The following is a 24671-nucleotide window of genomic DNA, read 5'->3' as shown; positions in this document are numbered from 1 at the left end:
CCATGACCGCGACCGGGACTGTTCTTGGCTATGCGATGAAGGTGCTCGGCACGCTGCCCCGGCCGGTACGGCGGGCGGTGCTGGCGCGGGCGGCCGGCGGGGATCTACCGGCGGTGCCCGACTACGTGCGGATGCTGGAGGTCGCCGGGGACCTGCCGGAGACCGGGCCCACCGACGAGGAGCTGTTCCAGCGGTTCCCGCAGCTGGCCGGCGTGCGGGTGAGCGACGTACCGGCCGGGGTGCCGGCGCGGCTCTACCGCGGGCCCGGCGAGCCGGTGGCCGGGCTGGTCTGGGTGCACGGCGGCGCGTTCGTCAGCGGGTCGCTGCGGATGGCCGAGGCGCACTTCGTGGGGCTGGCGCTGGCCGCCCGGGGAATCTCGGTGCTGTCCCTGGACTACCGCAAGGCGCTGCACGGGGTGCGGTACCCGGCCGGTTCCGACGACGTGCTCACCGGCTGGACCTGGGCGGTGGCCACCGCCGACCGGCTCGGCGTGCCGGTCGAGCGGCTGCACCTGGGCGGGGCCAGCGCGGGCGCCAACCTGGCGGCGGGCGTGGCGAAACGGCTGCGCGACGGCGCCGGTCAGCCGCCGGCGTCGCTGCTGCTGATCTATCCGTGTGTGCACGCCGAGCTGCCGCCGTGGACGCCGGAGCAGCTGGCCGCGGTGCGAGGCAACCGGTCGGCGGTATACTTCGCGCCGGACTGGGTGGCCGCGATGAGCCGGCACTACGCGGGCGGCGCCGGGCTCGACGACCCGTGTGCGTTCCCGGCCAACGGTGACCTGACCCGGCTGCCGCGCACGCTGGTGCTCAACTGCGAGTACGACACCCTGCGCAGCTCCGGTGAGGCGTTCACGGTGGCGTTGCGCGACGCCGGCGTGGACGTCACCGAGCACCTGCAACCGGGCGCGGTGCACGGCTGCCTCGGCGAGCCGTTCACGGTGGCGGCCGCCGACGTGCTGGACCGGATGGACGGCTGGCTGCGCACCTGACCTGAGGCGCCGCGCGGGTCTCAGCGGCAGCGCGGTCGCAGCGCCGCCAGGTCTCAGCGGCAGCGCGGTCGCAGCGCCGCCAGGTCTCAGCAGCAGCGCGGTCGCAGCGGCAACGCGGTCTCAGCGGCGCGGGTCGACCAGGAACTTGGGGCCCGTGCCGGCGCCCGGTGGGCGGTTGCCGGCGAGGACGCCTGCCACGTCGGCCAGCGCGGTCACCGCGGCGACGAGCGGCCGCGGGTCCACGAGCCCGTCGGCGTACGCCCGGACGACCGGCGCCAGCCCCGCGGAGGCGCCCAGGATGCCGACCGCGGTGACGTCCTTGAGTACGATGTCCCGGCTGTCCACGGTGCTGGGGGTGCCGGACAGGCCGATGTAGACGACGCGGCGGCCCGGCTCGACGAGCCGGACGGCGAGGTCCGGGACGGCCGGGCCGTTGGTGGCGTCGATGACGGCGTCCCACGGCAGTTCCGGCAGGGTGCCGAGCGGGTGGGCGTCGGCGAAACCGAGCGACCGGGCGAACTCCAGGTGCTCGCCGAGCAGATGCACCTCGATGCTGCGGGACCGGGCGATCATCGCGGCCAGCAGCCCGATCGTGCCGGTGCCGGCGATCAGGAGCCGCTCGCCGGGGCGCAGACCGGCGGCGTCCACGGCGCGCTGGGCGTTGCCGCCGGGTTCGACCAGGGCGCCGAGGGTGGCGTCCACCGGGTCGGGCAGCGCGTGCAGGTAGGCGGCCGGGAACGCCAGCTGCTCGGCGAGCGCGCCGGGCCGGCCGTCGGCGATGCCGAGTTCGCGCATCCCGGCGCAGACGTGGTGCCGCCCGCCCCGGCAGCGCCGGCAGTCACCGCAGGCGATCATCGTGTCGCCGGTCACGCGGCGGCCCAGCCAGGACTCGTCCACGCCGCGGCCGGTCGCGGTGACGATGCCGGACCACTCGTGCCCGGGGCGCAGCGGGTAGGTCGACCGGCCGCTGTGCAGGTAGCTCATCTCCCCGGTGAACAGCTCGACGTCGGTGCCGCAAACCCCGGCCAGCTCGACGTCCACGACGACCTCGCCGGCACCGGCCACCGGCGCGGGCACCTCCCGCACCTCGGCCCGGCCGGGCCCGGTGAACACCAGCGCACGCATGATCATCAGTCAAGTAGAGCACGCGGCACGGCTCGGTCCGCGGTCTCCGGGCGGACCGGGAACGGGGTCTCGCGATCGGCGGGCGTCACTTAGGATCTTGCGATGCTCCGGTTCTATCGCTTCATGGTCCACGCGCTGTTCCGCGGCCCGATCCCGGATTTCCCGGAGTTCACCGAGGATCCCGCGGTGCACGACGAGGACGGCCGGCGGGCGCGCACCGCGGCCGCGCAAGGCAACTGGCACGCCGCCGCGGAGCTGCTGGCGCGGACCGGCGGCGACTGGGAGCAGCGGGGCAACCGGGTGGAGATCCTGGCCGACGCGGCGGCGACCGGCGGGATCTGGTTGCAGACGTGGCTGGAGTCGCGGCCGGACGACCCGGACGCGGTGCTCGTCGAGTCGGCGATGCTGCACCACCGGGCCTTCCGGGCGCGCGGCAGCGCGTCGGCGTCGAAGACGTCGGGGGAGCAGTTCCGCGGCTTCCATCAGCTTTCCGCGCGGGCGGCGGCGGCCGCCGACCGGGCGATGGCACTGGCCGGGCCGTACGACCCGGTGCCGTGGGTCCGCAAGATGGACACGATGTTCGGCAATCATCGTTCGCGCGCGTCGTTCGACGAGGTCTACGCCGAGGGCCGGCGCCGGGACCCGCACCACTTCGCCCTGCACCTGGTCGCGGTCATGCTGTCCACGCAGAAGTGGGGCGGCTCGCACGAGCAGATGTTCGCCACCGCGCGGCAGGCGTCCGCCGCGGCGCCGCCGGGGTCGGGCACCGTACTGCTGCCGTTGTTCGCGCACTACGAGTACGTACTGCGCGAATTCACCTGGGGCGACAACAGGGACAAGGGCCGGCGTGCCGCCAAGGCCTACATCCGCGGGCCCGAGGTCCGGCAGGAGGTGGACGCCCTGCTCGTGAAGTGGCGTGCGGGGGCGCCGGCCGGTGCCCGCAACGACCTGTGCCGGCAGTGGGCGGCGCTCTACCACTGCCAGCTCAAGCAGCGGGCCGAGGCGAAGGCCGAGTTCGACGCGATCGGGCCGGCGGTGTCGGCGGCCTCGCCGTGGGCCTGGTTCTACGGCGGCAGCGAATGGGGCTATCTGCAGGGCTGGCTCTGGGCGAACCATCTCTGATCCACGGGCTGTGGCCGGGCGTACCCCTGGAAAAGGTTTCAAAGGTGCGCATCGCGGTGACCGTGAGCGAGCAGCGGGGGGTCCCCGCCGGCGGCGGTGCGAGTCCTCCTATCGTGCGTGCGTCGGCGCATGTCCCGTCGGCTACTTTGATTTCCGGTGGCGCGATGCGGGGAGAACGTGGGCAGATGAGCGGTACGGCAGCGGCGGACGTCTTCGCCGCAGGTGGCGACGTCGGCCGGGACCTGTCCGTCGTGGAGTGGCAGGGCACCCCGCTCGGACCGCCCGATCAGTGGCCGCAGAGTCTGCGCACCGCGGTGAGCATCCTGCTCGCGTCCCGGTTCCCGATGTGGATGGCCTGGGGCCCGGAGCTCACCTTCTTCTGCAACGCCGCCTACCGGCGCGACACGCTGGGCAGCAAGTACCCGTGGGCGCTGGGCCGCTCGGCCAGCGAGGTGTGGAAGGAGATCTGGGGCGACATCGGGCCCCGGATCGAGAACGTGCTGAGCACCGGCGACGCCACCTGGGACGAGGGGCTGCTGCTGTTCCTGGAGCGGTCCGGCTACTCCGAGGAGACCTACCACACGTTCTCCTACAGTCCGCTTCGCGACGACGAGGGTGCCCTGGTCGGGATGCTCTGCGTGGTCAGCGAGGACACCGAACGGGTGATCGGTGAGCGGCGGATGTCCACGCTGCGTGACCTCGGTTCGGACCCGAGCGTGGTGCGCACCGAGCAGGAGATGCTGACCTTCGCCGCTCAGCAGTTGAGCCGGAACCCGAAGGATCTGCCGTTCACCCTGACATATCTGTACGAACCGGACGGCCGGCTGCGGCTCGCGGCGTCGACCGGCATCGACACCGGGCACCCGATCTGCGACCCGCGGCGGTGGCCGGAGTCCGGGCTGGTGGCGTTGACCGAGGAGGGGCTGCCGACCGGCGGCTGGCCGGAGCCGCCCACCCAGGCGCTGGTGCTGCCGATGCCGCAGCACGGTTTCGTGGTGGCCGGCCTGAACCGCTACCGGGCGCTCGACGACAACTACCGCGGCTTCCTGGAACTCACCGCCGGGCACGTGACCGCCGGGCTGAGCAGCGCCCGCAGCTACCAGGCGCAGCAGCGGCGGGCCGAGGAGCTGGCCGAGCTGGACCGGGCCAAGACCACGTTCTTCTCCAACATCAGCCACGAGTTCCGTACCCCGCTGACGTTGATCATGGGTCCGCTGGAGGAGCTCCGGACCCGCCTCGCCGACGCCGACGACAGTGTCCGCGCGGAGCTGGAGGTGATGCGGCGCAACGGGTTGCGTCTGGGCAAACTGGTCAACGCCCTGCTCGACTTCTCCCGCCTCGAAGCCGGCCGGATGCAGGCCCGTTACGAACCGGTCGACCTGGCCGCCACCACCGCCGAACTGGCAAGCGTCTTCCGATCCGCGGTGGAGCGCGCCGGGCTGACCTTCGAGGTGGACTGCCCGACGCTGCCGCGAGACGTCTACGTCGATCGGAGCATGTGGGAGAAGGTCGTCCTCAACCTGCTCAGCAACGCACTCAAGTTCACCTTCCACGGCAGCGTCCGGGTCACCGTGCGCGCCGAGGACGACACGGCCGTGGTCACCGTCGCCGACACCGGCGTCGGAGTGCCCGACGACGAGATGCCGCGGCTCTTCGAGCGCTTCCACCGCATCGAGAACGCCCGGTCCCGGTCGAACGAGGGCAGCGGCATCGGCCTGGCCCTGGTCAAGGAGCTGGTGGCGCTGCACGGCGGCACCGTCGACGCGCACAGCGAGTTCGGCAAGGGCACCACGTTCACGGTCCGGCTGCCGTTCGGCCCGGCCCACCTGCCGGCGGAGGCGGTGGCGCCGGTGGCCGGCACGGCGACGGTCTCGGCCACCGCCGACCCGTTCGTGCAGGAGGCCCTGCGCTGGCTGCCGTCCGCGCCGGAGTTCTCGATCGACGCGGCCGCGCCGGTGCCCGGACTGGCGGCGCAGGTGCTGGTCGCCGACGACAACACCGACATGCGCGACTACCTGACCCGGCTGCTGCGCTCGGCCGGGCACCAGGTCACCGCGGTCGGCGACGGGCGCCAGGCGCTGGAAGCGGCCCGCGCGGACGTGCCGGACCTGGTGGTCAGTGACGTGATGATGCCCGAGCTGGACGGGTTGCAGCTGGTCGCGGCGCTGCGGGCGGAACCGCGGACGGCCGGGGTGCCGGTGCTGCTGCTCTCCGCGCGCGCCGGGCAGGAGGCCTCGATCGAGGGCCTGGAGGCGGGCGCCGACGACTACCTGGTGAAGCCGTTCTCGGCGGCCGAGCTGCTGGCCCGGGTGCGGGCCAACGTCGAACTGGCCCGGCTGCGCAACCACCACGCGCGCTGGCGGACCGCGCTCGTCGAGTCCCTGCAGGAGGCCTTCTTCGTCTGCGACGAACAAGGCGCGGTCATCGAGATCAACGCGGCCTTCACCCAGATTCTGGGGTACGGGCCCGAGCAGCTGCCCTACCCGCCGGTGCACCCGTGGTGGCCGGACCCGGTGGCGGACGCGGACGCCTACGCGCAGGTGTCCGCCGCGTTCGACATGCTGATGGGCGTCCAGCACGGCACCTACACCATCCCGGTCACCCACGCCGACGGGCACCGGCTCTGGGTCGCGGCCGCGTTCGCCCAGGTCCGTGACCCGGAGAGCGGCCGCAACGTGGTCGTCGGCACGTTCCGCGACGTCACCGCCGACCACTACGCGATCCAGCGGGAGAGTGCGGTGGCCGCGCTGACCCTGCGGCTGTCACAGGCGGACGACCTGACCGGCGCGCTGGACGGCGCACTCGACGAGTTGCGCGGGTTCTGGCAAGCGTCGTACGCGCTGTCGGCCGTCTTCGACGGCTCGCCCGTTCCGCAGATCCGCGCCACCGATCCGGAGCTGACCTGGGAGGGCCTGCCGGACGAGCGGCGCGCCACGATCACCGCCCTGCGGGACGCCGCGCCACTGACCCCGGTCACCGAACTCACCGCCGGCGCCGGCATCCCGCTCGGCCACCCGGACGGCACCATGGTCGTCTGGCTGGAACTCGGCGACCGGCGCCCGTTCACCGAGCAGGACCAGACACTGCTCGCGCTGCTCGCCGGCCACCTCGGTCAAGGGCTGCGCCGGGTGCACCAGATCGACCAGCAGCGGGAGACCGCGCTGGCCCTGCAGCGGGCCATCCTCGGCCCGGCGCAGCTGCCGCTCGGGTTCGCCGTCCGTTACGAGCCGGCGACCCGGCCGCTGAAGGTGGGCGGCGACTGGTACGACACGGTCACCCTGCCGGACGGCCGGATCGGCATCGTCGTCGGTGACTGCGTCGGCCACGGGCTGCCGGCGGCGACCGTGATGGGTCAGCTCCGCAGCGCCTGCCGCGCGCTGCTGCTCCAGGACTCCGGCCCGGCGCGCACCCTGATGGCCCTGGACCGGTTCGCGGCCCTGCTGCCCGGTGCCGCGTGCGCCACCGTGTTCTGCGGCGTGCTCGACCCGGCCACCGGTCTGCTGCGCTACTCCAGCGCCGGGCATCCGCCGCCGATCGCCGCGCACGCCGACGGCACCATCGAGCTGCTCGACCAGGGCCGGTCCCGCCCGCTGGCAATCCGGCCGTCGCTGGACCGGGTGGAGGCGGAGTACCGGATGCCGGCCCGGGCCACCCTGATGCTCTACACCGACGGCCTGGTGGAACGGCGGCGGCAGCCGCTCACCACCGGCATCGCCGCGGCCACCGACGCGGTCCGGCTGGGCCGCAGCACCCCGATCGACGAGCTGGCCAGCGAGGTGATGGACCGGCTCGCGCCGGACGGCGGATACGACGACGACGTCGCGTTGCTGCTCTACCGCCAGCCCGGCCCCCTGGAACTGGAGTTCCCGGCCGAGGCGTCCCGGCTGGCCACCGTGCGCACGGCGCTGCGCGGCTGGCTGGAGCGCTGCGGCATAGACCCGGTGACCACACAGAACGTCCTGGTCGCGGCGGGTGAGGCGTGTGCCAACGCGATCGAGCACGGCCACCGGGACCGGGGTGGTCAGATCCGGCTGCGGGCCACCGCGACGGCCGAGGATCTGCGGCTCACGGTCGTGGACAACGGGGAATGGCGGGCACCGCGGCCGGCGGAGAACCCGTACCGTGGTCGGGGCCTGATGCTGATGAAGGCGTTCATGCATCATGTCACCGTCACCTCCGGCCTCACCGGCACCACCATCGACATGCAGGCGAGGATCACCCCATGACGACCGCGCTCACGCTGACCAGCGGGCACCGGCCCGACGGCGCCCGCGTCCTGGCCGCCGCCGGTGAGATCGACATGAGCAACGCCGAGGCGTTCGCGGCCGCGCTGGCCGACGCGGTGGGTTCCGCCGGGCAGTTGCTGGTGGACCTGACCGCCGTCGAGTACCTGGACAGCGCCGGCCTGTCCACGCTGTTCCGGCACGCCGAACACATCGAGGTGGTCACCGGCCCGATCCTGGCGCCGCTGCTGGAGATCTCCGGGCTCTCCGAGCTGACCACCGTCCGGGGCCTCTGAGTCGTCGCCGGCGCTGGCCGTGCTGGAGCAGGTCGCGAGCTGACTCAGGTTTGCCGGTCCGGTGCCGAACGGACCGTCGATGAGTGGCGTGTCTGTTCACCCGGGCCCGGTGCAGGGGGCGGTGGCCGACCCTGTGCGCCTGGCGGCTGTCACGGCGACCGGTCTGATCGAGCGCCCCGAGTCGCCGGTGCTCGACCGAATCACCGCGCTGGCCGCCCGCCTGATCGGCGCCCGCACGCTCGTCACGCTGGTCCAAGAGGAGCGGCAGTGCTTCGTGAGCCGGGGCGGCCCGGGCGCGGCGCCGGCGTTCCGGGAGACACCGCTGTCGCACTCCTACTGCCAGTACGTGGTGGAGAGCGGCGAACCGATGGTGGTGCCGGATGCCCGGCTGCACCCGCTGCTGCACGACAACCCGGCGATCAGCGAGCACCGCGCGATCGGGTACCTGGGTGTGCCGTTGCGTTCGCCGGACGGGCACGTGCTGGGCACGTTGTGCGCGGTCGACCGGGAACCGCGGGACTGGACCGGCGACGACGTCAGGATGATGGAGGACCTGGCCTGCGCGGCGACCGCGGAGATCGCCGCGCGGATGGCCCACCACGAGGCGGCCCAGGCCACCGAGCGGACCCAGCGCATCCTCGGCAGCACCCTCGACGCGTTCGTCGCGACCGACCCGGCCGGCCGGATCACCGGCTGGAACCACGCGGCCGAGCGAATGTTCGGCTGGGACGAGCCGGAGGTGCTCGGCCGCACCATGAACGAGCTGATCATCGCGCCGGCGGACCGGCGCGAGCACAGCGCGTGGATGATGGCCGCCTCGTTCGAGACCGAGGTGGAGGGCCGCCGGGTCGAGCTGCAGGGCGTGCAGCGGGGCGGCCGGCAGTTCCCGATCGAGTTGTCGCTGACCGCGGTGGACCGGCCGGGCGGCATGGCGGCGTACATGTTCGTCCGCGACCTCACCGCGCTGCGGCGCGGCGAGCTGTTGCGCAACCTGGAGTACTCGGTGGCCGGCGCGCTGGCCGCGGCGGAGGGCGTCGAGCAGGCCACCGACGCGGTGGTGGCGCGGGTCGCGGAGAGCTTGGGCTGGCCCTACATCGAGTACTGGCACCTGGATTCCGACGAGACCCGGATGATTCGGCTGGCCGTCGCGGCCCGGGACCGCGCGGTGACCGCCCCGATGGAGGAGTACACCTCGTTCGCCCGGGGCGTCGGGGTGGTCGGCGAGGTGTGGGCGGCGGCGTCCGCACGCTGGATCCGCGACCTGCCCGCCCTGGACATGCCGCGGGCCGCGGCCGCCGCGCGGGCCGGGCTGACCACGGCGGTCGCGGTGCCGGTCCGCAACGGCACCCACGTGGTCGGGGTGCTCGCCGCCTTCGAGCGCCGCCGCACCGAGCCCGACGCGGAGCTGATGGCGGCCCTGGACACGATCGCCACGCACATCGGCCAGTACGTGCACCGCCGCCGCGCCGAGGAGCTGGAACTCGAGCTGAGCCGGGCGCGCAGCGAGTTCGACCGGGTCGTGTCGAACCTGAGCGACTTCCTCTGGACGGTCCGGATCGACGGCCCCGGCGACGTCGAGATGATCTACGCCAGCCACGACCGGACCAGCATCTTCGGCGGGATGGTGCCCAGCAACGACACCCTGTCCGAGGTCACCACCTCGATGGTGCACCCGGAGGACCAGGGGCTGTTCGAGGCCTTCGGCGCGGAGATGATGACCGGGCGTCCCGCCCAGATCACCTGCCGGGTGATCGGCGCGGACGGGGTGACGCGCTGGATCTGGGGCCGGGCGATCCCGCGGTTCGAGGGTGAGGTGCTCTACGTCGACGGCGTGTGCAGCGACGTCACCGAACGCCAGCACGACCAGGAACAGCTGCGCCAGCAGGCCGAACTGCTGGATCTGGCGCCGATCGCGGTGATCGTCAAGGACCTGGAGGACCGGGTCACCTACTGGAACAAGGGCGCCGAGTCCACGTACGGCTGGGACGCCGACGCCGCCCTCGGCTGTCCCACGCACCGGCTGCTCGACACCCGGTTCCCGGTCCTGCACACCCTCGTCGACAGCGAGCTGGCCCGCACCGGCGAGTGGCACGGCGAACTCGACCACCTGCGCAGCGACGGCACCCGGATCACCGTGCTGTCGCACATGGCGATGCAGTACGACGACGCCGGTCACCCGGTCGCGATTCTCGAGGTCAACATCGACGTCACCGCCCGCAAGCTCGCCGAGCGGCGGATGGCGGACAGCGAGAAGCGGCTGCGCACCCAGTTCTCGCTGGCCACCGTCGGTCAGGCCACGATCGCCCTGAACGGCTCGTTCCAGCAGGTCAACCCGGCCCTGGCGGCGATGCTGGGCCGGTCGGTGCCGGTGGTGGAGTCGATGACCCTCGACGACATCACCCATCCGGACGAGCGCGCCGACAACCACCGGGCGGCGGCCCGGCTGTTCACCCAGGACCTGCCGCTCGACCGGCACCTGCGGATGCTGCACGCCGACGGGCACATCGTCGACGCGGCGATGGGCATGTCCCTGGTCCGGGACAGCGACGGGCAGCCGGTCAGCTTCATCGCCGTGCTGCAGGACGTGACGGCCCGGCTGGCGGCCGAACGGGACCGGGACGCCGCCGCGGCGCAGCTGGCCGAGCGCAACGGCGAGCTGCAGGACAGCAACACCCAGCTCGCCGCGGCGAACGCCCTGAAACTGGACCTGATGGGGATGCTGTCGCACGAGATCGGCACGCCGCTGAACACCATCAGCGCGTACGCCGAACTGCTGCTGGGCAACCTCGACGACATCAAGCCGGCGCATCGCAAGGCGGTCGAGGTGATCGCCCGGTCGGCGCGCCGCCTGGAGGTCCTGCGCGCCGAGGTCCTGACCATGTGCACGCTCGACGCGGGCGAGATCAACGCCACCCCGGAGCCGGTGCGGCTGGGCCCGGCGCTCGGCGACGTCCTCGCCGGCCTGGAGGTGAGCCCGCCGGTCAGCTGCGAGGGTGACCTCACCGTGCTGGTGCACCCCAGCCATCTGCAGCAGATCGTGACGAACTACTGCACGAACGCGGCCAAGTACGGCGGCGGTGTCAGCGCGATCGTCGTGGAGCGGCGCGGGGGCAACGCGGTGATCGCGGTGGAGGACCGGGGCGAGGGGATCCCGGAGGACCTGCGGCCGCACCTGTTCGACCGCTACACCCGCGCGGCCGGGCTGAGCTCGTCGATCAAGGGGCACGGGCTGGGCCTGTACATCGTGAAGGGCCTGGCCGAGGCGAACCACGGTGCCGCCGGCTACGAACCGAACCCGGAGGGCGGCAGCCGGTTCACGCTCACCCTGCCGATCGCTCAGCCGGCGATCCGGTAGGAGCCCTTGCCGCTGGTCTTCGCCTGGTACATGGCCTGGTCGGCGAGGTTGAGCAGGTCCTCGGCGCGGCCGCCGGTGGCGAGCCCGACACTGGCCGGGGTGACCACCCAGTCCTGCGGGGTGACCTGGCACGGCTCGGTCAGGGCTCGCACGATCCGGTCCGCCACGGCCGGGTAGCCGCCCGGCGGCTCGCCCTCGAGCAGCACCGCGAACTCGTCGCCGCCGAGCCGGGCCACCAGGTCGGTGTCGCGGACGGCGGCCCGCAGCCGGCGGGCCGTCTCGACCAGCACGGCATCACCGGCGGCGTGCCCGAATCGGTCGTTGACCGGCTTGAAGTCGTCGAGATCGACGAGCAGGACCGCCGGCCCGGCGCCGGCCGTCGCGAGCCGGTCCAGGAACGAGGCCCGGTTGGCCAGGCCGGTCAGGCTGTCGGTGAACGCCATGGCGTGCAGCCGCTCGGTCAGCGCGTCGCGTTCGGCCAGCAGCCGGGTGTTGTCGATGAACGCGGTCAGCTGCCGGGCCACCACGATGCCGCCGCACGCCAGCGCTCCCAGCAGGGCGACCCAGGCCCGCAGGTCCAGGCCGTTGACCGCCAGGGTGGTGACCAGCAGGGCGTAGACGGCGGCGAGGGCGCCGTAGGGCAGCAGGCTGTACGGCCGGCGCCGGGCCCGGGCCTCGACCGCACGTGGCTGCCGGTACTGCAACCAGGCGGCGATCATGAGCAGCGCGTGCGACAGGACGCTCATCGCGAAGATCGGGCCGGGCCGGCTCTCCCGGGCCAGTTCCGGGCCCAGCGCCCGGGCCAGCCCTTCGGCGACCGCCGCGACCGGCCCCAGCACCCCGACGTACCAGCGGAACGGTGAGACACCGCTGAGGTAGAGCCGGCCGGTGGCGAACGCGGCGAGCATCGCGACCACCGGCCCGGCGGCGGCACCGAGCACGTCGCGGGTGAAGTAGAGGCCGTAGGCGCCGGCCGCGGTCAGCACGGTGGCCAGGTCCAGCTGGTAGCAGAGGCGGTCGTGCGGCGAACGGTGCGGCAGCGGATAGGTGAACAGCACGATCACGATGGCCAGGCCGCCGCAGCCGAGCGCGACGGTCCGGGCCAGGCCGGTGCCGGTCATCGCCACCATCGACGTGGGTGCGGCGACGGTCTGTGCCAGCTGCGCGGCCTCGCCGAGGCTGAAGACCACGCCGGAGCCGCCGAAGACGAGCCAGAACCGGCGCTGCGGGTCACCGCGGGGCAGCGGCCGGGCGGCCTGGAACGCGAACCAGGTCATCGCCGAGGCGAACACCGCCACGACCAGCCAGCAGGTGATCGCCTGGGTGCCCAGGTCGCCGATCCGCAGCAGGTAGAGGGCGGAGAGGCACGCGGCCAGCACGAGGGCGCCGATCGGCACCGCCCGTCCCCGCATCGCCCACACCCCTTCACCTCAGCCTCCTTCAGATCGGCAGGAGTCGCAGGTCGGTGAGCACTTGACGTGATCATCATGGCCGGATAACTTGCAGCCACAACTGAACAAGCCGCATCATCCGCAGCGGGAGAGTTCCGGGTTCGCCGGGCGCCGAAGGAGCAACTTCTCCCTCAGAATCTCTCAGGCCCACGTACCGCTGCGGTCAGGCGACTCTGGAAAGCCGGGACGCACCACGATCCCGCGCCCACGGTGCAAACCGCCCCCACCGGCGGTGAAGCTCTCAGGCACCATGACAGAGCGAGGGAGGCCCACCCGAAACCTAGGAGCCTCCTCTGCGACGCACCGCGCTCTTCGACGTCCACGCGCGCCTCGGCGCGAACCTCACCACTTTCGCCGGCTGGACCATGCCGCTGCGGTACGGCAGCGACATCGCCGAGCACCACGCCGTGCGCACCGGCGCCGGCCTGTTCGACCTCAGCCACATGGGCCGGATCGAGGTGACCGGCCCGAACGCCGCCGAGTTCCTCGACTACGCCCTGGTCGGCCGGCCCTCGCGGATCGTGCCCGGCCGGGCCCGCTACACCATGCTCTGCCACACCACCGGCGGCGTCCTGGACGACCTGGTCGTCTACCGGCTCACCGAGCAGCGATTCCTGGTGGTCGCGAACGCCGCGAACGCGATGGTGGTCCGCGCCATGCTGGGCGAGCACAGCAACGGGTACGCCGTGACGATCACCGACGCCGGCGGATCACTTATCGCCGTGCAGGGTCCGCGCGCGGCGGCGATCCTCGGCGACGGTGACGACCTGCCCTACTACGGCATCCGGGCGGCCCGGGTGGCCGGCGCCGACGTGCTGCTGGCCCGCACCGGGTACACCGGCGAGGACGGCTTCGAGATCTACAGCGCCGACGCCGACGCCGCCACGATCTGGTCGGCGCTCGCCGGGGCCGGTGCCACCCCCGCCGGGCTGGCCTGCCGGGACACGCTGCGGCTGGAGGCGGGGATGCCGCTGTACGGCCAGGAGCTCACCGTGCGCACCACCCCGTTCCACGCCGGCCTGGGCCGGGTCGTCGCCCTGGACAAGGCCGACTTCGTGGGCGCGGACGCGCTGCGCCGGGTCGCCGCCGAGGGCACCGCGACCGTGCTGACCGGCCTGATCACCAACGGCCGCCGGGCACCGCGGCGCGGGCACCCGGTGCTCGACCCGGTCAGCGGCGAGCGCCTCGGCGAGGTCACCAGCGGCGCGCCGTCGCCGACGCTGGGCCACCCGATCGCGATGGCCTACGTACCGCCGGTCTTCGCCAAACCCGGCACCCGGCTGGTTGTCGACGTCCGCGGCACGCACGAGGACGCCGAGGTCGTCGCGCTGCCCTTCTACCGCAGGAGCCCCCAGTGATCCCCCTGAACCTTCGCTACAGCCGCGACCACGAGTGGCTCACCGACGACGAGGTCGCGACGGTCGGCATCACCGCGTTCGCCGCCGACGCGCTCGGCGACGTGGTCTTCGTCGACCTGCCGGAACCCGGCACGATCACCACGGCCGGAGCCGTGTGCGGCGAGATCGAGTCGACGAAATCGGTCAGCGAGGTGTATGCGCCGGCCGATGGAGAGATCGTGGAGATCAATCAGGCGCTGACCGACGACCCGGGACTGATCAACTCGGATCCGTACGGGGCCGGCTGGCTCTACCGGGTGCGGGTCACCCGTACCCCCGAGGTTCTCGACGCCGCGGCCTATGCCGCGCTGATCTCACCGGAGTCGTGACCGTGGCCGTCTCCGTGTTCGACCTCTTCTCGATCGGCATCGGCCCGTCCAGCTCGCACACCGTCGGCCCGATGCGCGCGGCCGCCCGCTTCGCGCACCTGCTGGCCGAAACCGATCAGGTGGCCTCGGTGCGCGCGGAACTGTTCGGCTCACTGGGCGCGACCGGCCACGGCCACGGCACCCCCAAGGCGGTGCTCCTGGGGCTGGAGGGTTCGGACCCGGAGACGGTCGACGTGCGCACCGCCGACGAGCGGGCCGCGCGGATCAACGATGCCGGTCGGCTGCGGCTGCCCACCGGCCGGCCGGCCGGGGTCGACGTGGTGCTGCACCGCCGGCGGACGCTGCCCGGTCACCCCAACGGGATGACCTTCACGGCGCTGCGCACCGACGGCACGGAGGTGCTGCGGCGGTCCTACTACTCGGTCGGCGGCGGCTTCGTCGTGGACGCGGAGAACACCGGGGTACGGGCCACCCAGCCGACCGTCGAGCACCCGTTCTCGACCGGCGCCGAACTGCTGTCCCTGGCGAACACGACCGGCCTGTCGATCCCGGCGCTGATGCTGGCCAACGAGTCCGCGTCCCGGCCGGCCGGCGACGTCCGCTCCGGTCTGCTGCACATCTGGTCGGTGATGTCCTCCTGCATCGACGCCGGGCTGTCCGCCGAGGGCATCCTGCCGGGCGGGCTGAAGGTCCGGCGTCGTGCGGCCTCCTTCGCGCGGCAGCTGCGGGCGGCCGGCGATCCCGCGCCGCACGCGATGGAATGGCTCACCGCGTACGCCATGGCGGTCAACGAGGAGAACGCCGCCGGCGGTCGCGTGGTGACCGCGCCCACCAACGGCGCCGCCGGGATCCTGCCCGCGGTGCTGCGCTACTACACCGAGTTCGTGCCCGGCGCCGGACCCGACGGCGTGGTCCGGTTCCTGCTGACCGCCGGCGCGATCGGGCTGCTGTTCAAGGAGAACGCCTCCATCTCCGGCGCCGAGGTGGGCTGCCAGGGCGAGGTCGGCTCGGCGTGCGCGATGGCCGCGGCCGGGCTGGCCGAGGTGCTCGGTGGCACGCCGGAACAGGTGGAGAACGCCGCCGAGATCGGCATGGAGCACAATCTCGGCCTCACCTGCGACCCGGTCGGCGGGCTGGTGCAGATCCCGTGCATCGAACGCAACGGGATGGCCGCGGTCAAGGCCGTCACGGCGGCGAAGATGGCGTTGCGCGGCGACGGCCGGCATCACGTCTCCCTCGACAAGGTCATCAAGACCATGAAGGAGACGGGCGCCGACATGAAGGTCAAGTACAAGGAGACGGCCCGCGGGGGACTGGCGGTCAACGTCATCGAGTGCTGAGCGGTTGACTCTCCTGTCAGGGGAGCGTCCAGCATCGGCAGGGAAGGGAGGAACCGCATGTCCAACCTGATCCCGATCGGCCGTTTCGCACGGATGGCCCGGCTCTCGATCAAGGCGCTGCGCTTCTACGACGAGCAGGGCCTGCTGCCGCCGGCGTGGGTGGACCCGTCGTCGGGTTATCGGTACTACACGATCGCGCAGGCCGCCCGCGCCGAGACGATCCGGGTGCTGCGAGCCTTGGAGATGCCGATCAGTCAGATCCGCGAACTGCTGGACCTGTCCGATCCTGATCTGATCACCAAGGGCCTGTCGGATCATCGGGAGCGGCTGCGTGAACGCGTCGCCGAGCAGGAGCGGATGCTGCGGTTCCTCGAACGACTCATCGAACGAGGAGCAGTCATGCCGTACGAGGTGACCGTCAAGACCGTACCGCCGCAGTTCGTCGCCGCCCTGACCGTGCCGACCAGCCTGAGCCGGATCGGCAGTGATCTCGGCCAGGGCTTCGGAACCCTGGTCTCGGCGATCGGGGTGGCCGGTGCCCAGCCGGCCGGGGCGCCGTTCGTCGTCTACCACGACATCATCGACGAGAAGACCGACGGCCGGATCGAGATCTGCATCCCGGTGCCGCCGGGCCTGTCGCTGCCGCCCGGCCCGTCCGTGACCAGGGAGGTTCCCGGCGGTCTGGTCGCCTACGTGGTGCACCGCGGACCGTACTCGGAGATCTCACCCGCCTACCACGTGGTGACCGGCTGGATGGAGCAGCAGGGCCGGTCCGGCGCCGGTGCGCCCCGCGAGGTCTACCTCAACGATCCGCAGACCGCCGCACCGGACGAGCTGCTGACCGAGGTGCAGTTCCCACTGGCCGCGTGATTCGGGCGTGGCTCCCTGCGCCCTGATCCGGACGCGGCTCCGGGCCGCCTGACCCGGGCGCGGGCTCATTGCGTCGTGATCCGGGCGCGGCTCCTTGCGTCCCGATCCGGGCGTAGCTCCGGGTTGTCTGATCGCGGGCACGGCGATGCCCCAGCCGCAGGGGGATCGGCTGGGGCATCGCTTGCTCGGGTGTTCCGATGGTGTGGTCAAGCGGCGGGCGTGACCTGGCTGCGGTGGGTCCGCGTGGCGTTGTTGATCTGCTAGCGATGCGAAATCGCGGTTTCAGGTCCATGATCACAGCGTTTTCGTAGCGCTAGCAGATCAACATCCCGGCATGGGCGGTGTGTCCGGCGCCGCCGGGGCTAGTAAGGGGCTCGCGATGGCTGGTGGCCGGTTCAGATCGGCCGCCGGTTCGAGCGACCGTGACGGCAGCGCACCGATCGAGGGCGGGCCGGTCAGAGAGGTGGCGGGCTCAGTAGCCGAAGTCCTGGGTGTAGTACGGGGCGCCGTTGGCGCTGAAGACGACGCCGACGCCGACGGTCTTGGACTTGCAGTTGAGGATGTTGGTGCGGTGGCCGGGGCTGTTCATCCAGCCGTTGACGACCTGCGTGGCGCTGCGGTAGCCCCAGGCGATGTTCTCCGCGGACGGCTTGGTGTAGCCGGCGGCCTTGGACCGGGCCACGAAGTTGGAGTTCGAGCGGCCGGTGTGGGAGAACTTCCCGGTCTGGGCCATCCACGCGGAGTGGCCGCGGGCGGCGGCGGTGAGCGCCGCGTTGACCTTCAGCGCCGAGCAGCCGCGCTGGGTGCGTTCGGTGTTGATGAGCTGGTTGATCTGGTTCTGCAGGGCGGTCTCGCTGGCCTTCGCGGGGGCGGCCTGGGCGGGCGTCGCGATCATGGTGGCCACACCGACGGCGGCCGGGGTGAGGACGACGGCCAGGGCGAAGCGGCGAAGAACGTTGCGCAAGAGCGGTCCCTTTCGTAGGTGTTTCGCGGTTGCACTGTTCTCTTCGGCGCCGCTCCGGGCGGTTGGATCACCGGCACGGTGCGCCTGCGTCACCGTCCGGTTGCCGGGATTCCGGCACGGCGAGGATCCGCCCGGTCGGCGGGATTCCGGCACGGCGACATCTCGGCCGGCCGCCGCGCCGCCAGAATCGGGGCATGAAGGAACCGACGGTCTGGTCCGAGGCGAAGCGGTGGCGAACCTTCCTCGACGAGCGCAACGGCACCTCCGATCTGGAGATGACCCTGCGCATCCTGAAACTCACCGAGGAGTCCGGTGAGGCGGCGCAGGCCTGGATCGGGCGGCTGGGGCAGAACCCGCGCAAAGGCGTGACACACACCCACGAGCAGGTGGTCGGCGAGCTGGCTGACGTGGTGTTCACCGCGCTGGTGGCCCTGGAGAGCATCGGCGCGGACGCGCACGAGGCGGTGCGGGCGTGCGCGGCGAAGGCGTCCGGGTACCTGCCGCCGGCGTGACGGCCGTGCTTCACTGAGCCGTGTGGACTGGGTGACGGGCTTCTATTCGCGGACCGGCCGGTGGTGGGGTCCGGGGGCGCGCGTCGACGACCGGGACCGGGAACGGGTGGCGCTGCTGCACGAACACGCCGGCGCCGGCCCCGGGTCGGTGCTGGAGCTGGGCTCCGGGTACGGCACCACGGCCGTCGCCACGGCCCTTGCCGGGCACACCGTGACAGCCGTGGAGATCAGCGACCGGGTCGCCTTCGGCGCGGAACTCGCCGCCGGGCTGCCGCCGGGCAGGCTCACGGTCCACAACGAGAGCTTCTACACGGTGCGGCTCGGGGAGCAGTACGACGCGGTGACGTACTGGAACGGGTTCGGGGTCGGCTCGGACGCCGACCAGCGCCGGCTGCTCACCCTGGTGGCGGGCTGGCTGCGGCCGGGCGCGACGGCGCTCATCGACGTGTTCAACCCCCTGGTGTGGGCGTCCTGGCACGGGCAGCACGACCAGCGGCTGCCCGATCCGGCGCGGGGCTACCACTTCGAGGTGCGGCAGCTGACCGTCTTCGACCCGGTGACGAGCACGGCCACCGACACGTGGTGGCAGGCCGACCGGCCGGACGAGCGGATCAGCCAGGTGCTGCGCTGCTACAGCCCCGCCGACCTGGAACTGCTGCTGGAAGGCACCGGCCTGCGGCTGGCGGCGATCGACGACCGGGGCCGGGACATGCGCACCCAGGCGTACGAGTACCTGGCCGTCCTACGCCACACGCCCGGCTGAGGCGCGGTCAGCGGAAGCGGGCCCGCAGTTCGCCGCCCGGGAGGTCCCAGACCCGTACCGTGCCGTCCTCGGAGGCGCTGACCAGCAGCGACCCGGCGACGGCGACCGCGCTGATCCGCCCGGCGTGCCCGGTCAGCGGCTCGCCGATGGCCTCGCCGGCCATCACGTCCCAGACCCGCAGCGTGCCGTCCTCGCCGCCGGTGACCACGATCGGCCGTTCGTCGCCGGTGGTGGCGGCCACCGCGGTCAGCTGGCCGTCGTGCCCGGCGAGCGGTTCGGTGAGCGGCGTGCCGGCGGTCAGGTCCCAGGCCCGCAGCCGGCCGTCGGCGCCGGCCCCGGACACCACGATCGGACGCTCACCGGACTCGACCACCGTCACCGGCGGCCACGTCACGGTGCCACCGACACCGCCACCGGGCATCGGCGTGCCGATGGCGTTGCCCTCCGCCAGGTCCCACGCCCGCAACGCGATCTCGCTGCGGTCGTAGTCACCGGACTCCTCGTCGTACGGGTGGTCCTCGGTCACCGCGTAGATCACCCCACCGGCCTGCGCGAACGCCCGGGCCCCCGACCACTCGTCAAGCGGACCGGCGGCAAGCTCACCGGTGGCGAGATCCCAGGCACGGGTACGCCCGTCGCCGTGCAGCGCCACCGCGATCGTCAAGCCGTTCCACGACGCGGTGGTCAGCACGGTGGCCGGGTACCGCGTGTCGATCGGCTCGCCGACCGGCGCGCCGGTGGCCAGGTCCCACACCCGGATCGTGCGGTCGGCGGCGGTCACGGCCACGGTCCGCCCGTGGAGTTCGGCGGTCGCGACGGCACGCACCCAGGAGGCGTGCGCCTCGATCCGGTCGCCGAGCGGGGTGAGGGTGCTCAGGTCGAACCGGCGCAGCGCACCGTCACCGTCGCCGCTGATCGCTGTCGGTCGCCCGTCGACGGACCCGACCGCCACCGCGGTGATCGAGACGGTCTCGTCGGCCCACGGTGGCCCGGCCGGTTCGCCGCCGGGCAGGAACCAGGTGCGCACCGACTCGTCGAGGCCGGACGTGACGAGAACCGGCCGCCCGTCGAGGACGGCCGTGGCGACCGCGTCGACGTCGGTGAGCGCGGGTTCCGGCACGGTGGAGCCGTCACCGGTGATGATCGACAGCTTGCCGTCGACCTCGGCGGCGGCGAGGGTGACGACCGAACCGGCGGGCCGGACGACCGGGTCGCCGGCCTCCTCACCGGAGGCGAGGTCGGACAGGTAGATCACGCCGGTGCTGTCCGCGCTGATCACGACCGGGCGGCCGGCGTGGGTGGTGAGCGCGAGGGCGCGTACATCCGCGCGGTGAACCGCGAGGGGACCGCCCACCTCGGCGCCCGTGGCCAGGTCCCAGCGCCGCAGCTCGTTGCCTGTCGCGCCGATCAGAACCGGATGCCCGGCGAGCACCCCGGCAGTGATGATCTCCGGTGCCGGCCCGGCGAACAGGATGTCCAGGCGTACACCGGAGGCCAGGTCGAAAGCGTGCAGCCGGCCGCTCGCCACGCAGAACCCGACCGGGCGCCCGTCGAAGTCGGCGGCCGCGACCGCCTCGATGGTGGCCAGCCCGGTCGGTACGGTGCCTGCCGAGAGGCCGGAGGTCAGGTCGATGATTTCCAGCGCCGGACCGCGCACGATGATCGCATGCGGCCCGCCGGCCTCAAGAACGGTCAGGCAAGCCATGGCCGCCACTCTAGGTTGCGCCTGCCGGTCGGGACGAGAGCGGATCGTTGACCATGGCCGGGTCTCCTCGGTCACTGGGGGAGGACGGCCAGGCCGGCCCGGGCGACGATCTCCTGCAGGGCGGCCACGTGTCCGGTGAACGCCGTGTGGCCCTGCGGCGTCAGGCGGGCCGAGGTGCGCGGCCGCTTGCCGACGAAACTCTTGCGGATCTCCACGTAGCCCGCCTCCTCGAGGGTGGTGAGCTGCTTGGAGAGCGCGGAGTCGGAGAGTCCGACGCTGTCGCGCAGGAACTTGAAGTCGGCCCAGTCGGTGGCGGCGAGCAGGCTGACCAGGGACAGCCGGGTCGGTGCGTGGATGAGGTCGTCGAAGCGGCTCACCGGGCGCCGGCCAGTGGCCGGGCCAGCATGATGCGGCGCAGGCGGGCCATCAGCCTGGGGCCGCCGAGGGCGAGGCCGAGGCAGACCGGCACGCAGCCGAGCGTGGCCGGGAACGGCGCGCCGGCGGCCTCGAGGGCGAAGCCGAGGCCGATCCCGGCGGCGACCAGGACCAGGGTGAACCCGGCGATGGCGAGGGCGCCGCGCAGGCCGATCAGCTCGGGGCGCACCTGCACCCGGGCGTGCCGGACCATGGCGAGGATCAGGGCGGACAGGCCGAGGGCGTAGACGACCGAGCCGGTGGCGAGGACCCAGGCGGCGCCGGTCTCCACCGCGGCGACGAACAGCAGCATGAGTGCGGCGATGGAGACCCAGAACCAGCGGGGTACGAGGTTGGTGTCGACGACCTGCTGACGGCGGGCGTGGATCTCGGCCAGGGCGAGTTCCGCGTCGACGGGCGGGATGCTCATGACTTCCTCCTCGGGAACGTACTTTCCTACTAGGAAAGTAGCAGTCATCCTCCACCGGGGACAGCGCCGATTTCGCGGCATGCGCGGAAACCTGATTGAAACCAACTGATGACCTGCCGGTCGTGTTGTCATCCCTTCCTCGCTGCGAAGCGGCAGCAGCCTCGGGGGAGGGAAAAGGCCGGTGCCTGTTCGGCGCATTGTGTCCACATTGGTCGTCACCCTGCTGGTCGCCACACTTCTGGGCGTGGTCGGCGGTGCTCCGGCGCAGGCGGCGGTGCTGCCCGCCGGCTTCCGCGAGCAGACCGTCCTGTCCGGCCTGGACCAGCCGATGAACATCGAGTTCGCCCCGGACGGGCGGATCTTCGTGGCCGAGAAAGCCGGCCGGATCAAGGTGTTCGACTCGATCGCCGACACCACCGCGACCCTCTTCGCCGACCTGACCGCCAACGTGCACAACCAGAACGACCGCGGCCTGCTCGGCCTCGCCCTGCACCCGTCGTTCCCCACCGTGCCGTACGTCTATGTGCTCTACACCTACGACGCGCCGCCCGGGCAGACCGCACCGGTCTGGAACGACAACTGCGGCGCCGTCGGCGGCACCAACGGCGGCCGTTGCATCGTCACCGGCCGCCTCTCCCGGCTCCAGGCCGAAGGCAGCGTCGCCACCGGCGGCGAGACCGTCCTGCTGCACGACTGGTGCCAGCAGTTCTCCTCGCACTCCATCGGGGACCTGCACTTCGGCGCCGACCGCATGCTCTACGTCAGCTCCGGTGACGGCGCCAGCTTCAACACCGTCGACTACGGGCAGCTCGGCAGCCCGGTCAACCCGTGCGCCGACCCGCCGGGTGGCACCATGACGCCGCCGGGCGCGCAGGGCGGCGCGCTGCGCTCCCAGGACGTGCGCACCACCGGCGACCCGGCCGGCCTGGACGGCACCATCCTGCGCCTCGACCCGCTCACCGGCGCCGCCGCGTCCGGCAACCCCGGCATCGCCTCACCCGACGCCAACACCCAGCGGATCATCGCGTACGGGCTGCGCAACCCCTACCGGTTCGCGATGCGCCCGGGCACCAGCGAGATCTGGGTCGGTGACGTCGGCTGGAACAACTGGGAGGAGATCAACCGGGTGCCGGACGCGTCGGCGGTCCGCAACCTGGGCTGGCCGTGTTTCGAGGGCACCGGGCGCCAGGGCGGCTACGACGGCGCGAACCTCGACATGTGCGAGAGCCAGTACACCTCGGGCGGGCAGACGGCGCCGCACTACACGTACGCGCACACCGGTCAGGTCGTGTCCGGCGAACCCTGCCCGACCGGCGGATCCAGCACCTCGGGCGTGGCGTTCTCCCCGCCCACCGGGGGCGACTACCCGGCGCAGTACGCGGGCGCCCTGTTCTTCGCCGACTACACGCGCGACTGCATCTGGGCGATGCTGCCACCGGCCGCGGGTGGCGTGCCGGCGGCCGGCAACCGGCTCACCTTCGTCTCCGGTGCGGCGAACCCGGTGGACCTGGCGATCGGGCCCGGCGGGGAGCTGTACTACGCGGACGCGGGCGGCACGGTCCGCCGCATCCGGTACTTCGCCGGCAACCAGCCGCCGAACGCGGTGCTCGAGGCCGCGCCCACCACGGGTGAGGCGCCGCTGACTGTCACCTTCGACGCCCGGCAGTCCAACGACCCGGACCCGGCCGACGCCGGGCTGCTGCGCTACGAATGGGACTTCACCAACGACGGTACGGTGGACGCGCGCACCGCCACCGCCACGCACACCTACGACACCGACGGCGGCCCGTTCACGGCGCGGCTGCGGGTCCTCGACTCGCTGGACGCGGCGGACGAGCAGACCGTGCAGATCCAGTCCGGCAACAGCCCGCCCGCCGCGACCATCAGCACCCCGGCCGCCGGCACCACCTTCGCGGTCGGGCAGAACCTGAGTTTCAGCGGCGGTGCCACCGACCCGAACGAGGGCACGCTGCCGGCGTCGGCGCTGCGCTGGCGACTGCTGCAATACCACTGCTACACCCCGGACAACTGCCACACCCACACCGTGCAGGAGTGGACCGGGGTGGCGTCGGCGTCGTTCCCGGCACCCGACCACGAATACCCGTCCTACCTGGAACTCGTGCTGACGGCCACCGACGCGGGCGGGCTGTCGACCACGACGACGCGGCGCCTCGATCCGCGTACCGTTGATCTGACCTTCGTCGGCAACCCGCCCGGCGCCCAGGTCGCCATCGGTGGCGCCGCCCTCGCCACCCCGTTCACCAAACGGGTCGTGCAGGGCTCGGCGAACACGGTCAGCGGTGTCACCCCGCAGGTCCTCGGCGGCGTACCCCAGGTCTTCGCCGCCTGGTCCGACGGCGGCTCGCAGACGCACACCCTCACCGCGCCCACCACGAACACCACCTACACGGCCACGTTCGTGCCGCAGCGCCGCCCGCAGTCGGCGATGGTCGTGCGCCGGGTCGACTCGCAGGAGTCCGGCTCGCCCGGCACCAACGTCCTCGACGGCAACCCGAACACGTTCTGGCACACCCAGTGGTCGGCCGCCGACCCGCCGCACCCGCACGAGATCCAGCTCGACCTGGGCGGCATCTACGACGTGAACGGCCTGTTCTATCAGGGCCGGCCGGGCAGCGCGAACGGGCGCATCGGCCGCTACGAGGTCCACGTGTCCGTCGACGGCACCAACTGGGGTACAGCCTCGGCCACCGGCACCTTCGCCAACAACGCCACCGAGCAGGCGGTCAGCTTCGCCCCGAAGAGTGCCCGCTACGTCCGGTTGCGCGCACTCTCCGAGGTCAACGCCCAGCCGTGGACGTCGATCGCCGAGCTGAACGTGTCGCTCTACGCCCGGCTGCCGCGGATCGCCTACACGGTCCGTTCCGTGGACAGCCAGGAGACCGCCGCGCAGGACGGCCGCGGCGTCAACGTGCTGGACAACGACCTCGCCACGTTCTGGCACACCGAATGGTCCGCCGCCGACCCGCCGCACCCGCACGAGATCCAGCTCGACCTGGGCCGCACCATGTCGGTGAGCTGCGTCTACCAGCGGCCCCGGCAGAACTCGGCGAACGGCCGGATCGGCCGCTACGAGGTCTACACCTCGACGGACGGCACGACGTGGGGGACACCCGCGGCCACCGGCACCTGGCCGGACGTGATCGACGAGCAGAACGTCTGCTTCCCGGCGCGCAGCGCACGCTACGTCCGGCTGGTGGCATTGTCGGAGACCACCGGCAAGCCCTGGACCACCGTCTCCGAGATGCGCCTGGCGGCGCGCTGACGACCCGACCAGCGGCGCGCCGACGGCTTCGTCCCGCGGTGCGCCGCGGAGCCGAGCAGCGGATGCGCGGCAAATCATCGGCGAAGATCGATACTGTCACGGC

The 24671-nt window shown here is 72.4% G+C and carries 18 protein-coding genes and 1 riboswitch; of the genes, 12 read left to right on the top strand and 6 right to left on the bottom strand.

The window, feature by feature from the left end; genetic code table 11:
* The first annotated feature begins 2 nt into the window (after positions 1-2).
* The gene (locus tag LPA41_RS12770; protein WP_229070342.1) at positions 3-989 is read left to right on the top strand and encodes an alpha/beta hydrolase; all 987 of its coding nucleotides are present in this window, start codon (positions 3-5) and stop codon (positions 987-989) included.
* 120 nt (positions 990-1109) lie between these two features.
* Here LPA41_RS12770 and LPA41_RS12765 read toward each other — a convergent pair whose 3' ends face one another.
* Complete coding sequence (locus tag LPA41_RS12765) at positions 1110-2120, bottom strand: zinc-binding dehydrogenase (RefSeq protein ID WP_229070341.1); 1011 nt, start codon at positions 2118-2120, stop codon at positions 1110-1112.
* Between the two features lie 96 nt (positions 2121-2216).
* Between LPA41_RS12765 and LPA41_RS12760 the strand changes: the two genes are divergently transcribed.
* The 4 genes from LPA41_RS12760 to LPA41_RS12745 all read left to right on the top strand — a co-directional run bounded on the left by LPA41_RS12760 (position 2217) and on the right by LPA41_RS12745 (position 11110).
* The gene (locus tag LPA41_RS12760; protein ID WP_229070340.1) at positions 2217-3236 is read left to right on the top strand and encodes a DUF4034 domain-containing protein; all 1020 of its coding nucleotides are present in this window, start codon (positions 2217-2219) and stop codon (positions 3234-3236) included.
* 185 nt (positions 3237-3421) lie between these two features.
* A complete protein-coding gene (locus LPA41_RS12755) occupies positions 3422-7462 on the top strand; it encodes a SpoIIE family protein phosphatase (protein ID WP_229070339.1) in 4041 nt (1346 codons plus the stop codon).
* Positions 7459-7755, top strand: a complete 297-nt coding sequence (locus LPA41_RS12750) for an STAS domain-containing protein (protein ID WP_229070338.1) — start codon at positions 7459-7461, stop codon at positions 7753-7755. Before LPA41_RS12755 ends, LPA41_RS12750 begins: the two co-directional genes overlap by 4 nt.
* A gap of 121 nt (positions 7756-7876) precedes the next feature.
* Complete coding sequence (locus tag LPA41_RS12745) at positions 7877-11110, top strand: PAS domain S-box protein (RefSeq protein WP_229070337.1); 3234 nt, start codon at positions 7877-7879, stop codon at positions 11108-11110.
* On the opposite strand, the gene LPA41_RS42450 is transcribed toward LPA41_RS12745, so the two are convergent.
* On the bottom strand, positions 11092-12522 hold the full coding sequence (locus tag LPA41_RS42450; RefSeq protein WP_304523764.1) for a GGDEF domain-containing protein: 1431 nt from the start codon (positions 12520-12522) through the stop codon (positions 11092-11094). The genes LPA41_RS12745 and LPA41_RS42450 overlap by 19 nt on opposite strands.
* 114 nt (positions 12523-12636) lie before the next feature.
* Positions 12637-12728: riboswitch (glycine riboswitch) on the top strand.
* A gap of 126 nt (positions 12729-12854) precedes the next feature.
* Here LPA41_RS42450 and gcvT point away from each other — a divergent pair.
* Genes gcvT through LPA41_RS12720 form a run of 4 tightly spaced genes read left to right on the top strand, consistent with a single transcriptional unit; the run spans position 12855 to position 16497 of the window.
* Complete coding sequence (gene gcvT / locus LPA41_RS12735; RefSeq protein WP_229070460.1) at positions 12855-13919, top strand: glycine cleavage system aminomethyltransferase GcvT; 1065 nt, start codon at positions 12855-12857, stop codon at positions 13917-13919.
* Positions 13916-14287, top strand: a complete 372-nt coding sequence (gene gcvH, locus LPA41_RS12730; protein ID WP_229070336.1) for a glycine cleavage system protein GcvH — start codon at positions 13916-13918, stop codon at positions 14285-14287. Before gcvT ends, gcvH begins: the two co-directional genes overlap by 4 nt.
* Positions 14288-14289: 2 nt before the next feature.
* Positions 14290-15627: an L-serine ammonia-lyase gene (locus LPA41_RS12725; RefSeq protein ID WP_229070335.1), complete on the top strand. Its 1338-nt coding sequence runs from the start codon at positions 14290-14292 to the stop codon at positions 15625-15627.
* Between the two features lie 57 nt (positions 15628-15684).
* Positions 15685-16497, top strand: coding sequence for a MerR family transcriptional regulator (locus LPA41_RS12720; RefSeq protein ID WP_229070334.1), 813 nt, complete (start codon positions 15685-15687; stop codon positions 16495-16497).
* Positions 16498-16969: 472 nt separating this feature from the next.
* Here LPA41_RS12720 and LPA41_RS12715 read toward each other — a convergent pair whose 3' ends face one another.
* Positions 16970-17461 carry a CAP domain-containing protein gene (locus LPA41_RS12715; protein WP_306469502.1) on the bottom strand — a complete coding sequence of 164 codons (492 nt, stop codon included), beginning with the start codon at positions 17459-17461 and terminating at the stop codon, positions 16970-16972.
* A gap of 194 nt (positions 17462-17655) precedes the next feature.
* Here LPA41_RS12715 and LPA41_RS12710 point away from each other — a divergent pair, with 194 nt between their 5' ends.
* Together LPA41_RS12710 and LPA41_RS12705 are read left to right on the top strand one after the other, a co-directional pair.
* On the top strand, positions 17656-17973 hold the full coding sequence (locus LPA41_RS12710; RefSeq protein WP_229070333.1) for a MazG-like family protein: 318 nt from the start codon (positions 17656-17658) through the stop codon (positions 17971-17973).
* A 22-nt stretch (positions 17974-17995) separates the two neighbouring features.
* Positions 17996-18736: a bifunctional 2-polyprenyl-6-hydroxyphenol methylase/3-demethylubiquinol 3-O-methyltransferase UbiG gene (locus tag LPA41_RS12705; RefSeq protein ID WP_229070332.1), complete on the top strand. Its 741-nt coding sequence runs from the start codon at positions 17996-17998 to the stop codon at positions 18734-18736.
* A gap of 7 nt (positions 18737-18743) precedes the next feature.
* Here LPA41_RS12705 and LPA41_RS12700 read toward each other — a convergent pair whose 3' ends face one another.
* From LPA41_RS12700 to LPA41_RS12690, 3 genes are all read right to left on the bottom strand, one after another.
* Positions 18744-20441 (bottom strand): WD40 repeat domain-containing protein, encoded by a 1698-nt coding sequence (locus LPA41_RS12700; RefSeq protein WP_229070331.1) that lies wholly within the window; start codon positions 20439-20441, stop codon positions 18744-18746.
* Positions 20442-20512: 71 nt separating this feature from the next.
* Positions 20513-20818 (bottom strand): transcriptional regulator, encoded by a 306-nt coding sequence (locus LPA41_RS12695; RefSeq protein WP_229070330.1) that lies wholly within the window; start codon positions 20816-20818, stop codon positions 20513-20515.
* Entirely contained in the window at positions 20815-21285 is a 471-nt protein-coding gene (locus LPA41_RS12690; protein ID WP_229070329.1) for a hypothetical protein, read from the bottom strand. Before LPA41_RS12690 ends, LPA41_RS12695 begins: the two co-directional genes overlap by 4 nt.
* A gap of 208 nt (positions 21286-21493) precedes the next feature.
* On the opposite strand from LPA41_RS12690, the gene LPA41_RS12685 reads away from it, so the two are divergent.
* Complete coding sequence (locus tag LPA41_RS12685) at positions 21494-24568, top strand: discoidin domain-containing protein (RefSeq protein ID WP_229070328.1); 3075 nt, start codon at positions 21494-21496, stop codon at positions 24566-24568.
* Positions 24569-24671: the final 103 nt, after the last annotated feature.

Origin of the sequence: Actinoplanes sp. DH11 (genome assembly GCF_020873875.1) — a bacterium.
In the GTDB taxonomy this organism is placed as follows: Bacteria; Actinomycetota; Actinomycetes; order Mycobacteriales; family Micromonosporaceae; genus Actinoplanes.
The sequence above is the reverse complement of the archived record's forward strand: the minus strand, read 5'-3'. Positions and strand labels throughout refer to the sequence as shown.